Origin of the sequence: Flavobacterium phragmitis, from assembly GCF_900112575.1 — a bacterium.
GTDB lineage: Bacteria > Bacteroidota > Bacteroidia > Flavobacteriales > Flavobacteriaceae > Flavobacterium > Flavobacterium phragmitis.
Genome location: NZ_FOMH01000001.1, coordinates 602,141 through 615,144 on the forward strand (window position 1 = coordinate 602,141; position 13,004 = coordinate 615,144).

13 protein-coding genes are annotated in these 13,004 nt (G+C 33.4%); 3 read left to right on the plus strand and 10 right to left on the minus strand.

All coding sequences use genetic code 11. The features are described 5' to 3' along the window. Positions 1–36: 36 nt before the first annotated feature. The 3 genes from trmB to BM289_RS02745 all read right to left on the minus strand — a co-directional run bounded on the left by trmB (position 37) and on the right by BM289_RS02745 (position 3,043). The gene (gene trmB / locus BM289_RS02735) at positions 37–714 is read right to left on the minus strand and encodes a tRNA (guanosine(46)-N7)-methyltransferase TrmB (protein WP_091490651.1); all 678 of its coding nucleotides are present in this window, start codon (positions 712–714) and stop codon (positions 37–39) included. A 194-nt stretch (positions 715–908) separates the two neighbouring features. Next, positions 909–2,291: an ammonium transporter gene (locus tag BM289_RS02740; protein ID WP_091490652.1), complete on the minus strand. Its 1,383-nt coding sequence runs from the start codon at positions 2,289–2,291 to the stop codon at positions 909–911. A gap of 263 nt (positions 2,292–2,554) precedes the next feature. Further along, entirely contained in the window at positions 2,555–3,043 is a 489-nt protein-coding gene (locus tag BM289_RS02745; RefSeq protein ID WP_091490653.1) for a nuclear transport factor 2 family protein, read from the minus strand. A 342-nt stretch (positions 3,044–3,385) separates the two neighbouring features. Between BM289_RS02745 and BM289_RS02750 the strand changes: the two genes are divergently transcribed. After that, positions 3,386–4,042, plus strand: a complete 657-nt coding sequence (locus BM289_RS02750) for a hypothetical protein (protein ID WP_091490654.1) — start codon at positions 3,386–3,388, stop codon at positions 4,040–4,042. 87 nt (positions 4,043–4,129) lie between these two features. On the opposite strand, the gene BM289_RS02755 is transcribed toward BM289_RS02750, so the two are convergent. After that, positions 4,130–4,444 carry an HPF/RaiA family ribosome-associated protein gene (locus BM289_RS02755; RefSeq protein WP_091490655.1) on the minus strand — a complete coding sequence of 105 codons (315 nt, stop codon included), beginning with the start codon at positions 4,442–4,444 and terminating at the stop codon, positions 4,130–4,132. A 330-nt stretch (positions 4,445–4,774) separates the two neighbouring features. Here BM289_RS02755 and BM289_RS02760 point away from each other — a divergent pair, with 330 nt between their 5' ends. Further along, positions 4,775–5,008: a hypothetical protein gene (locus BM289_RS02760; RefSeq protein ID WP_091490656.1), complete on the plus strand. Its 234-nt coding sequence runs from the start codon at positions 4,775–4,777 to the stop codon at positions 5,006–5,008. 35 nt (positions 5,009–5,043) lie between these two features. Here BM289_RS02760 and BM289_RS02765 read toward each other — a convergent pair whose 3' ends face one another. The 6 genes from BM289_RS02765 to BM289_RS02790 form a co-directional block, all read right to left on the minus strand. Then, positions 5,044–5,460: a very short patch repair endonuclease gene (locus BM289_RS02765; protein ID WP_091490657.1), complete on the minus strand. Its 417-nt coding sequence runs from the start codon at positions 5,458–5,460 to the stop codon at positions 5,044–5,046. A 370-nt stretch (positions 5,461–5,830) separates the two neighbouring features. Then, entirely contained in the window at positions 5,831–6,313 is a 483-nt protein-coding gene (locus BM289_RS02770; protein ID WP_091490658.1) for a hypothetical protein, read from the minus strand. After that, entirely contained in the window at positions 6,310–7,074 is a 765-nt protein-coding gene (locus tag BM289_RS02775) for an HNH endonuclease (RefSeq protein ID WP_091490659.1), read from the minus strand. The genes BM289_RS02770 and BM289_RS02775 overlap by 4 nt, the downstream gene beginning before the upstream one ends. Positions 7,075–7,183: 109 nt before the next feature. Then, on the minus strand, positions 7,184–8,497 hold the full coding sequence (locus tag BM289_RS02780; RefSeq protein WP_091490660.1) for a phospholipase D-like domain-containing protein: 1,314 nt from the start codon (positions 8,495–8,497) through the stop codon (positions 7,184–7,186). Beyond that, positions 8,494–9,732: a DNA (cytosine-5-)-methyltransferase gene (gene dcm, locus BM289_RS02785; RefSeq protein ID WP_091490661.1), complete on the minus strand. Its 1,239-nt coding sequence runs from the start codon at positions 9,730–9,732 to the stop codon at positions 8,494–8,496. The genes BM289_RS02780 and dcm overlap by 4 nt, the downstream gene beginning before the upstream one ends. 98 nt (positions 9,733–9,830) lie before the next feature. Next, positions 9,831–12,305 carry an AsmA family protein gene (locus tag BM289_RS02790; protein ID WP_091490662.1) on the minus strand — a complete coding sequence of 825 codons (2,475 nt, stop codon included), beginning with the start codon at positions 12,303–12,305 and terminating at the stop codon, positions 9,831–9,833. Positions 12,306–12,537: 232 nt separating this feature from the next. Here BM289_RS02790 and trxA point away from each other — a divergent pair, with 232 nt between their 5' ends. Continuing rightward, positions 12,538–12,855: a thioredoxin gene (gene trxA / locus BM289_RS02795; protein ID WP_008466289.1), complete on the plus strand. Its 318-nt coding sequence runs from the start codon at positions 12,538–12,540 to the stop codon at positions 12,853–12,855. Positions 12,856–13,004: the final 149 nt, after the last annotated feature.

The following is a 13,004-nucleotide window of genomic DNA, read 5'->3' on the forward strand; positions in this document are numbered from 1 at the left end:
GATTTGTAAGTTGTAAATTCAGTTTTAAAATTAAGACTAATCTTTAATTTTGAAACGAATATACGTAATTGCCTTGTTAATTTCTAGATATTGTTTCTCATAAAATGTCTGAATCGAAGTGACAACTTCTGGACTTCCTTCATTTTTGTAAACATTATGGTTCGCATATAAAACCTCGTGTCCTTCTCCATGAAGTAAACCAAGCGTGTATCCGTGCATAAATTCACTGTCGGTTTTTAAGTTTACGACACCGTCTTTTTTAAGAATCTTTTTGTATAATTTCAAAAACTCAGAATTGGTCATTCTGTGTTTTGTTCTTTTGTATTTGATCTGTGGATCTGGGAAAGTAATCCAGATTTCGTCTACTTCGCCTTCAGCAAAAATATGATTGATCAATTCAATTTGAGTACGAACGAAAGCAACGTTATGCAGCCCGTTTTCCACAGCAGTTTTAGCTCCACGCCAGAAACGAGCGCCTTTAATGTCAATTCCGATAAAATTTTTATCTGGGTATTTTTCAGCTAATCCAACAGAATATTCTCCTTTTCCACATCCTAACTCTAATACTAAAGGATTATCATTTTTAAAGAAATCAGAATTCCATTTTCCTTTTAAAGGCATTAAATCGCCTACAACTTCTTCTCTAGTTGGTTGAAAAACGTTTTGAAATGTTTCGTTCTCTCTGAATCTTTTAAGTTTATTTTTGCTTCCCACTTTTAAAAATTTTTGGCAAAATTAAGGAATATAAACGAATGAAACGGCTTAAGCGGGTTTAAATGTTTTTCACCGCAAATTCTTGTGAAGTATGTTTTGTTTTTTGCCACGAATTACATGAATTCACACTAATTTTTTCTGCAATACAGTTATAAAAATTCGTGTGAATTCATGTAATTTGTGGCAACTTTATTTTAACCGTAATGTGGTTCTGTAATTGGCTGTGCTTTTGGATCAAGAGATTCATCGTGCTGTGATAAATCCAGTCCAATATGCTCTGATTCTTCCGAAACTCTCAATGGAATAATGAAGTTCGTTACTTTAAACAAGAAATAAGCTCCGAAGAAAGTAAAGACAGAAACTAAAACTAATGCCATCATATGGTGTCCAAAAACGCTCCATCCTCCGTGTAATAAACTTGCATTTTCGCCATGCGCAAAAATAGCCGTAAGAATCATTCCCATAATTCCACCAACACCATGGCAAGCAAAAACGTCGAGAGTATCATCGAATTTTTTAGAATATTTACAGTTTACAGCGGTGTTAGAAACCAAAGCCGTTACAAATCCGAAGAACATACTTTCTGGAACCGAAATAAATCCTGCAGCCGGTGTAATGGCAACAAGTCCCACGACAGCTCCAATACAAGCCCCTAAAGCAGAAACTTTTCTTCCGTTCATTCTATCGAAGAAAATCCAAGTTAACATAGCAGCGGCCGATGAAGTAGTGGTTGTCGCAAAAGCCATAGCAGCCGTTCCGTTGGCAGCAAGAGCAGATCCAGCGTTGAATCCGAACCATCCAAACCAAAGCATTCCAGTTCCTAATAATACAAACGGAATATTGGTTGGAATATGCTGGCTGTTTTTTCTTTTTCCTAAAACAATAACACCAGCCAAAGCTGCAAAACCAGAGCTCATGTGAACCACGGTTCCTCCTGCGAAATCCTTAACACCAAAATAACTTCCTAAAACTCCAGTTGGATACCAAACGGCGTGACATAAAGGAGCATATATAAAAATCGTAAATAAACTAATGAAAACTAAATAAGAAATAAAACGAACACGTTCTGCAAATGAACCTGTAATAATTGCAGGACAAATAATTGCAAATTTCATTTGAAACAATGCAAAAAGCATAAACGGAATCGTGTTTGCCAATTGTTTATGAGGCAGAACGCCCACATAATCCATAAAAGCAAAAGTAGTCGGATTTCCGAAAAAGCTGTAAAAATGATCTCCAGAACCAAAACCAATCGGTTCTCCAAATGCCAGACTAAAAGCAACCACAACCCATAAAAGTGTTACAACTCCCAAACAGATAAAACTCTGAAGCATAGTCGAAATAACGTTTTTCTTTCCTACCATTCCACCATAAAAGAAAGATAATCCAGGTGTCATGATTAAAACTAAACAGCTTGAAGTAAGCATCCAGGCAACATCGGCAGGAACAATATGATCTGTCGTTCCGAATTCTGATAAAACATAACTATTTTCTGTTACTGTTGGCCAAAATGCACCAATTGTGCAAACGACACTGATCATAATAAAGGAAATAATCCAGCGTTTTTCTATTTTCATTTTTAAAATACTTTGTTTAACCCTATTTTTTTTGGGGTCAAAGTTAAAAAAAAATAAAGATTCTTGTTTTGAAGGCTGTTAAAATAGAGGGCGACGTTTTATTTTGATTGATTTTATAAAATACACATCGTTTTTTTGACAGTATCTTATTTTAAAGTTACAAAAAAGCGCCGTTTTTGCCGAATTTATTAAAATTAATTTCTCAATACGTTTAGTAAAGTGCTAGAAAAGTTATGTTTATAATAAGAAAGTCTTAAAATGTTTTATTTCTTTTGAAGCTTCGCAATCAAAGCGTCTTCGATTGGTGCTTTGATTTTGGTTACCGCATCAACCTCATCGTTTGGAATCGTCATTGATAGAACATAATGCTGGATTTTCCATTCGTTACCTACTTTTACCAAAACTCCAGAACCACGGCAGATTTTCATTTGAGTGTCTAACAATTCGTCAAACCAAGCAATTTTTCCCGTTTTGTCAAAAAAGATATGACGTTCTAAAGCTTTAAAGTTCCAAGTTGTTCCTTTGTCGAAATAAGGTTTTGCCCAGATTGCAAATTCTTTTTTTGTCCAGTTTTCGGTTGCATCAGTTCCAATGTAGATGGCATCGTCTGCCAAAGTATTGAAGTACGCATCATATTTAACTTCGCCGGCCGCTTTATGCCACGCATCTAAAGTTTGATTGATTTTGTTTTTGTCTGTTTGTGCGTTTGCAAAAGAAGCAATGAATAAAAGAAGTAAAAGTGTTTTTTTCATGAGATATACTATTTGAGTTTAAAGGTATAAATTTTTTTAAATCATGTAAGTGATATAAGTAAATGGAAGTTTTTTTAATGTAGTATTAACTATAGTTAGCGCGTTTTTTGTCATCCTGAGGAACAAAGGATCATACTAGAAGCTCTACAAAGATTAGCGATTCTCTTTGAGGAATATTGGATGCGATCCTTCGTTCAGGATGACATAAAATATGTATAATCTATCTGGATTTCGAAATCAAAACAATTTTAAAATCTTGTCTTTAATTATCATTAACATTCCACATGTCATTTAATCGCTCAAAAACTATTATATTTGATTTTCAATAAAAATACCATCCCCATGAATCCAAAACTACTTATAACTTCACTCGCTATAACCTCTCTTTTATTTGTTTCGTGCAAAAAGGAATTAGAACCGCAACAAAGCACATCTACTTCTGAATTGGTCCGATTGGGACTTGCAAAAGACACCGCAAAGACTGTGGCACCCGTAACACAAACCCAAATGACAAACCCCAATACGGTTTTGGGAGACACAAAAGGAATCAATCCTGCACACGGACAACCGGGACATAGATGTGATATTGCAGTGGGAGCGCCTTTAAACTCTGCGCCAACGCAGCAAGTACAGACACAACAAGGTCAAACGGTTCAAGTAAATCCAGCACAGCAACAAGTAGTTACGACTACAACGCAAGTTAAAACACCAAAAGGAATGAATCCGCCGCACGGACAGCCAGGACATAGATGTGATATTCCAGTTGGAGCGCCATTGAATTCGCCAGTGGCAAAAACAACTGCAGCTGCAAGTACAGCACAAAGCGGATCGGTTTCTCAGAATTTTACAGTTACGCCTCCGCCGGCTGCAAATCCTGTTCCTGCTTTATTGAGTACAGAAGGTACGGAAGCTACAGTAGCAGACGGAATGAATCCGCCACACGGAAAACCAGGACACAGATGTGATATTGCGGTAGGAGCACCTCTGCCAAAATCTTAGATGAAAGTGACATAGAAATAAAGTAACAAAGTGACAAAGCTCCAAGAAAACTTAGAATCTTTGTCACTTTGCAACTTATTTATTATATTAATGTTCTTTTATTTTTTCGAAAGTTGTAGTCAACGATTTTTTGGCTTTAGCCAAAGCACCACTAAATGCTTTTTCAAGAGTTTCGGCATGTTCTGTCACAGTGATTGGCTGTAATTTTACAGGACGAACCTCGATTACGCATTTTTTGTCGTGCAAGCTGAATTTTTCTCCATTTTCGTCCCCAAAATGAATCTCTACACGAGTAATTTTATCTTGAAAACGATCTAAGCTTTTCTCTGTTTCTGCAGCAAAATAGCTTTCTAATCTTGCACTTCCTTCAATGTTTTTGTCGGTGTTGATTTGTACTTTCATAATGCATAATATTTAATGATTCATTCTCAAACTTATCCAATTTAAAGGTAAAAGGCAAGTGAGTTAAGGAAATATTATGAAATTTTAAAGCAATTGTTTTTCAATTTTGTAATTTCGAATATTGCTTATAATTTTTAAGTTAAAACAAAGAAAAAACTTACTTTTTATGTTTTGTTTTTGTATGTTTGGAGTCCTAAAACTTTCAGACTATGAAAACAAAAAAAGATTTGCCCGCGTGGTATGTTGGCGGTATTGGAAACAACCGCAACGCTCTGAAAGGCGTAGGACAGCTAACCCATGTGGGTTTTATATTTCCTAAATTTTCAGATTATGAGTACTGTAAACACCCTTACCAAAGAAACGGAGTTAAGGTTAAACGAATTTTTTAATCAGGCAACAGATCCTAAAAGTTTCGCAAAAGCCATTCGAAGAGTAAATTATCTTCTCGCCATGGCTCTAATGCGAGAATGTGAAACCTTAGTAATCGACCCAAAATCTGTTGAACAAGGTTATTTCTGGCTGAATGAACTGGCAGAGGTTTTAAATCCTTATTTGGAGGATTAATAGAAATTAGAAAAGCCACAGTAGAAGTGGCTTTTTTATTGTTGTCTTTCCGCAATTGCGTTTAAAATTTCAAAAATGCAAGAACCTAAGTTTTTCTTGATATCATTGCTCCAAAAACGTAAAACTTTCCAATTCTGAGATTCCAAATACGCATTGACTTCAAGATCTCTTTGCATATTTCGTTCAATCTTTTTTATCCAGAATTCTGTGTTGGTTTGTGGTTTTTTTCTAGTTTGCCAATCTTTTCCGTGAAAGAATTCGCCATCAACAAAAATGGCAATTTTTAAGCTTCTAAAAGTCAAATCTGGACAACCAAAAACCTTTCTATTGTTTTTACGATATCTCAATCCTATATGCCACAACGCCTTTGCCAAACGAACTTCGTCTTTGGTGTTTTTGCCACGAATTCTACTCATGACTTTGGAGCGTTGTTCTGGGGTGAAACAGTCCATGGAAATTTAATTATTAAACATTTGAAATTTAATAATTAGTGGTATTTAATGGGTTACAGATTATTTGGGTAAAGTTATATTATTATATTGGTTGTTTTGTTGAAAATTTTGTTTAAATGATATCTTTTCAAAAGAACCTAATTAAGGTAAACTGAATTCTTCAACAATTCAATTCATTCCAAAAGTGATTAGACAAGTAAGTCGTGTTCTTGCTTTAAACGTTATGCGAGATTTAGAAACTCTAAAAGGAGAAAATATTAATCTCGAGGATAATTTCTATTGGTTAAATAGATTTTAGGAGATATTGAATTCTTATTTGGAGGTTGAATAAGAAATTGAACAAAGCCACTTGAGAGTAGTGGCTTTTTTGTTATTCATTATCAATAACTTTCTCAGGATAAGTGGTATTGAAATAGTTTTCAAATGCGTCGCAAAGTAGTTGTTTATCTATCTCAAACAACTCTTTTTTAATATCCCAGTCTTTGATGTATTCTTCGTCTTCATCGGAAACCTCTTCTCCTTCAAGTTTTCGTGTTAAAACATCACTTAACAATACATTATCGCAACTAGAATAGTTTGGATAATATTTCTCAATAAATGACCAGTAATCAAATTTATCGTCTTCTTTTTCATTTAGATTTTTATGGTCATTTTCTTCAAATTCTTTTGCTACTTCAAATTCTAACCAACCAACTGCTTCAGCCATTCCTTTATAAAATGCATTTCTTTCTGCTTGTGTTTCAAAAGTGTATTTCTTTACATTAATTACTTTTTCAAAATCATCAAAAGATTGATTGTTATGATATTTTATTATCTGCTCTTTGCCAAAAATTATTTCTGTTATAAATTTCATTGTCTAAAAATTGTTGTTTGATGAAAATCTAAATATTCTTTGGAGGGAAGGAATCTATCTGGTAAAATGATTGTTTTGTTGTGATATTTTAAAAAGAAATCTTCTACGGCATCTTCAAATTTATACTCGTTGAAGTACTGTGAAACTTTTATTTTATATTCAGGTGTAATAGTTATAAAACCTCTATCAAAAGCTTTATCATGAATTGAATTTATACAAACTCCGTTATGAGGGTTTAATCTAATTTTGTCATCTTTTGCCCAGGGAATTATATGACTTGCCACAAGAAAATCTGGGATTGATAAACCAGTAATACAACATTTTGAGTTATATGATGAAAGAATTGTCGAACGAAAAAAACTCTGATTTACTCTTGCTTTAATAATTGCATCTCTTTCTTTGCCCAAAGGTAAGTTATCGAGATTGATTTTTGATGTTTTTTCAATAGGTTCATTTGCAAAATTAGAAATGAGTAATTCGCTTTCGTAACCGAGATTTTCCCAATTATTACTGAATTCATTCCAAATGATTTTATCAAGTTTGCTTGCGTTTGCTAACCCAACTATTCCTTTTGCTTTAAGTTCTAAATCGAAACTTCCAAAGTTTCCGATTTTCATTTTTACAGAATTAGGACTTCTTCCAATTATTTTTGAAATTCTAATAATATCTGGATGATTGGAGCTAACCTTGTTAAATGGTATTTTGCAATAAAGATTTAGTACAACAATTGTTTGTTCTCTTGTCCAATTTTCTCCTGCCATAAAAAGTTTTTTTGAAATTTACACAAATGATGTTAATAAATAAGATTTATTCGTTTAATAAAAATGATAAAATTAATCTCTATTTCTCTTGATTTAAGTTACGTTGTTTCTAAAACATAAAACTATCTTCATCAATCGGAACAGGTTCATCTTTCATAAACAATTCAAAAGATCCAATGGGAGCAAAATCTATATTAATTATGTTATAATCATCCTTTTTACGCCATAAACGAACAGAATCAGTTCCTTTCTTTTCCAGCCACTTACGAGTTACGGGTTCTCGTTCTTTTAGACCTAAAACATCTACAAGTAACCATTGGCCTAATGCAGATTGTCCGTACCTTTTACCATTCTCATCTTTTAAAGTATTGCTTCCTGATTGTAAACCCTTCATATTGTCTTGGGTAACTAAAGCGGGAATTGTTTTTCCATTTGGGAGTTTTAATGAAAAACGAACTTCAGGTTTTTCATTTGAAGGACCTTGATAATCTTCCTTAATTTTTTCAAATTCAAAGATATTGGGGATAAAAAAATCAGGATGCTTTTTGTGAAACTCTCTAGGAATTGGGACATAAATTTCATTTAAAGGTCTTGGAGTATTACTTCCTTTGCTTTTAGGCGCCGCATTCCAAGCATTTAATCCAGATTTTTCTTCTACTTCTTTAGATTGATAAGAATATAATGGTAAGTAAGCTTCAATTATATTTGGTTCCGAAACTTTTGTTGTTTCAATAAGATCGAAGTATGCTTTCAGTAAAAATGAAAAAGGATCTTCGATAATTTTTACATCAAATTTATTTAGTGTTAGAGTATTGTATTTGCCAGAGTCAAATTTTTGCCATATTTGAGAATCGGCAAATGTATATCTGTAATCTTTGTTTCCATCAGACCAAGTTAGAGCGGAGGTTGTTGCGCTAAAATCTTTAAGTTTGTTTATATCAATTAATGGATATGCACATTCGTTTATTGTGAAAATGCCTTGGTCACGAGTTATATAATGATAAATGTTTTTGTCTTCTGATAATCCTAAGCGTTCATAATCACTTTGCATTCTTTGATTTTTAATCTCAGAAATTTTATAAGCTAATGAATGCAAATCATTACGATACGCATTAATATCATTTTGATAACGCTTGAGTTGCATGACCTTCTGAAAAGAAGGTTTGCTTCCCATCCAAGTTTTTAGTCCGATTCCTATTCGGTCATTACCAAAAACAGAAAGTACATCATGTGGTGTATTGCCAATATCAACATTTTGGCTGTTGAAAATTTTTGTAAAAACAGTTTCTTGAAATTTAGAATCAAGATATGGTATTAAATCTCCTTGTTTTTGACGAAATAAATTGGATAATGCTCCATAAACTTGTAAAAATTTTATGTACTCCTTTCTTTGTTCGACAGAAAATCGTTCCCATACGCTCATGGTGACAAGACATTTAAAATTTCTTGACTTATTCTTTCAATTAATGGAGTTGTAACAGAATTTCCCGCCTGCATGTACAATTTACTGTTTGCAATATTGGGCAAAATATATTTGTCCATTGGATATCCTTGAAAAGCAAAACACTCTTTAGGAGTTAATTTTCTAATTCCATAATCGTCTAAAATCAAAGGTACGTTATGGCCTCCTGTTCCCATATTTGCCGTTAGAGTTGGACAAACTTGATTTTTGTTTTCTCTAACATAAACTCTTCTCCATTGATATATTGTATCCTTTGAAGTTATTGTCTTCTCAAGTTCAGGATAATATTGATGCTCTTTTTTATAATATAAGTTATCAGCCTGTTTCCCTTTTTCTAAAATATCATGAATAGTTCTTGTCAAAGGCAGTGGCTCTGGGAATTTGAAATCACCATGATTTGGCACTTGCTTTTTGTCAAATGCTACAATAAAAATTCGTTCTCTATTTTGCGGAACATTTGCGTGAGTCGAAGAATTTAGCACTTTAGTATATGCTTTATAACCAAGTTTTTCTTCTAATATCTCTAAGATTACTTTGAAAGTATTTCCTTTATCATGAGAAACTAAATTTTTTACATTTTCTAGAAAAACTACTTTAGGTCTTTTGGTTTCGATAATATTTTCCAAATCAAAAAACAAAGTTCCTCTAGTGTCATGAAATCCTTTTCGATATCCTGCTATTGAAAAAGCCTGGCAGGGAAATCCTGCGCATAAAACTTGGAAATCGTTGGGGATATAATTTTTAATGCGCTTTTTGGTGATATCTCCAAATGGGAATTCACCAAAATTGGCATTATATGTTTTTTTTGAATCAGGATTCCATTCGCTTGTATATACACATTCGCCTCCGATATTTTGCAATGCAATTCTAAAACCGCCAATTCCAGCAAATAAATCTATAAATTTAAATTTGGGATTTTGAGAAGCTTTAAACGGAACATTCTCGATTTCAGATTTCAATTGTTGTATTTTAGGATCAGAAAGCAGTAGATCGGTACTTTCTTTCGGACTCTTCAATTGAACTATTTCATTTAAATAAGTGATTGCTTCTTTTTCATAATGATTTTTTACATCGTTATGAAGATTATGTAAATAATGAGTTATAACAGCTTTTTTATTATCCTCTTCTTCTAAAGTTCTAATTTTAATGTTTTTATCGTCGAATTTTTCAATATTTTCTTTTTCTGCAACCTTCATTTTTTTGATAAAATTAGAAGGTGCAATTTAGGAATAATAATCCAAAATTAGGAATAATGTTTTCCACAAACGGGATTTGATAAATGGTAATTTTGACTCTATTCTTTATCCTTCTTCCCAAACTTAATCTTAATTTTCCCCTCATTATCATAAGCAATCAAATGCAAAACAATCCCACGTTCACGAACCGCTTTTCGTTCTGCTTTGGTGGCGAGATTGACATCGTTTTTAGAATTTCGAAGCGGAATGGTAAGCGCTAGATTTGTGCCTCGGCCGAAAGAGTAAATTCCGTCTATGTCGAAGTTTAGGACGCTGGAACTAATGGTGAGTTTGTTTACATCGACTTGCTCGCCACGAAGATTCAGCGAACCCGATAAATCGCTGAAGGTAATATTCTCCACATCCCGAAGCGGAAAAGCAAATTTGCCGATTTTCATAATGGGTTCAAAGTTGAGTAAAGCGCCTTGGTTGACTTTAAAATCTAAATTTCCTTTCATAGAATTCACAATCAAATCGCCTTTACTGCTCATCAAACCGGTAACATTGGCGTTGGAAGTCAGTCGGCCTCGAATGTTTTTTGGACTGAAGGATTGAATTCCGAAATTATGGAAAGATCTCAGGAAACTCGCAATATCCACTTGATTGACTTGAGCATTCGAACTGAAAACATATTGATTTCCACTAGGCTGAATCGCTCCGTTAAATGCAATATTGCCACCAGAAGTTTGCAGCGTCCCATTTTTGAGTAGCAATTTAGAATTCAGCATCTGTAATGTAGCCTGAGTATTGGTTGCGGTAAGCGAACCGTAGGTAATTTTATCGGCTTTAAGATTAATAATCGCCGTACATTTTTCTATAACCGATTTTAACTGATTGGTAAAATTGATATTCTGTTTTTTGACTGTTTTTTTGGGAACTGTTTTTTGTGCTGGCGAATTCTTCAAAACGCCTAAAAACTGTTTGACATCAATATTCGGACAGTAAATGTTCCAATTTACGACCATTTTTTCGGGAGCATCATAATACAGATTCAGGAAATTATCGATTTTTCCGTCAATGTGAATGATGTTCTTTTTGTGTTTATAAGCAATTTTTTTGATGTAAAGCGCTTGTTCTGTAAACGATAATTGAACGGCTGTTTTTTCGGCATGAATGCTTTTCGGTAAATAATCGAAAGTAGCATCGGTAATATCAACATCGCCTGTAAAACGAGGTTTATTGATGTATAAATCGACAATGTCAAACTGAAAATTCAAATTGGCTTTGGCGTGACCACTTTCAAAATGAAGAATTTTCTCGTTGGTCATTCCGTTTAATTTCGAAATGTCAAAATCGGCATTTACGATTCCAGTGGCAATAGGTTTTTCGAGATTATTAATGACAGCCTGTGCAATTGTAAGCGGAATGGTTTCGTATTCAGCTTTAAAGTTTTTCAGAATTATAGCCGAATTCGGATCGTTAAATCCGTTTTCGGGTTTAAAGTTATTCGTAAAAATACCTTTAAAACTACAATTGGTAAACAAACCGTCCGGAATGGTCAATTCGTTGTTTCGAATATCGGCCTGAACCACAATTTTGGGATCGCCTTCCACATTCAAATCACCTTTAATATCACAGTTGACTTTTATCGGTTTTTTCAAATCAAACTGATTGAGTTTGGAACTGATATTGGCGGAAAGCAAATTAGAGGCACTTCGCCATAAAATGTCCGTTCCAATATTGATTCTGAACAGCGAATTGTTTTTTCCGATATTAAAAAACGCTGTAATGTCAAATCGGTCATCACCAATTTTTAGCTGTTGTGTTTTAATGTCAATTTTCTGTTTGTCTTCAGCATACGAAATATCAAAATTCCCTTCTAGCCATTTTTCTTTCGCAAAACTTCCGTGAACGGTATTAAAAGCCAGACTATTAATCTTGGTTTTTAAAAACAAATTCGTCTGCCAGTTATCGTCATCATAATCCACTTTCGATTTCAAACTGGCTACATCAAAATCAAATAATTTATGTCCGAGATGATTGTCTATAATTACATGAACATTGTTGAGGTTTACTTCATCAATTGTCGTTTCGGGTTTTTCGCTTTTTGAAGGCCTTTTCTTTTTCTTCGGTTTAAAGATATTCGTATTAGAATATCCGTTTTCTGCTTTGTAGATATTAATTACAGCATCATTAATCAGGATTTTATGAATGTTGATTTCATGACTTAACAAGCTCCAAATATTTAAACGGGCTTCAATTTCTTTGGCTTTCAATAAAGTATGTTTGTGTACATTCCATTGATTGTCTTTTAATTCCACTTCATTTAAAGCCAAGGTAAAATTCGGGAAACCCGTTAGAAACTTATAATGAAAGTCGGTAATATGAAACTGACCGTTGATGTTCTCGTTAATTTTATGATTGACTTTGGCAATAATTTCGGTTTTATTTTGATTGAAATATATCGACAAAGCTCCACAGGCAAGCAGAAGAATGGCAATGAGTCCGAGAATAAAAAAGCCAAAACGTTTGGCATATTTTTTAAAAGGCTCAGATTGAAGAAAGGATTTTATTTGAAGTAAAATTTGTTGCATTTGGAATAAATCTTTGGAGTATTAAAGATACTACAAAAAAGATTAACATTTCATTGGGTTGGTTTTCAGTGTAATAAGTTGTAATTTCATCCTTGTACAGTTGATAATTAATGACAATACATTTATAATGAAAACTAATTTAGTAATGGTGTTTGATTTATTTTTAATTTTTAAATTTGTACTGTAGTTTGAAAGTTAATTATTTCAAACCTAATTTTAATCTAAATATATTATGGCATTAGCAATAACAGATGCTACTTTTGATGAAGTAGTTTTAAAATCAGATAAACCAGTAATGGTAGATTTTTGGGCAGCATGGTGTGGTCCTTGTAGAATGGTTGGTCCAATCATTGACCAATTAAGTGAGGAGTATGCTGGTAAAGTAGTTGTTGGTAAAGTAGATGTAGATGCTAACCAAGAATTTGCTGCAAAATACGGTGTGCGTAACATACCAACCGTTTTGGTGTTTCAAAATGGTGAAGTAGTAGGAAAACAAGTAGGAGTAGCTCCGAAACAAGCCTACGCAGATAGCTTAGACGCTTTATTGTAATCCTTAAGATTACGATTGATATAAAAGAGGTTTGACGAAAGTCAAGCCTTTTTTATTGGTTTGAATTTTTTTTGCCACGAGTTTCACGAATTTCCACTAATTTGATTATTAGAAAAGGAGATAATTTTAACTGGTTAATTTCACAAATT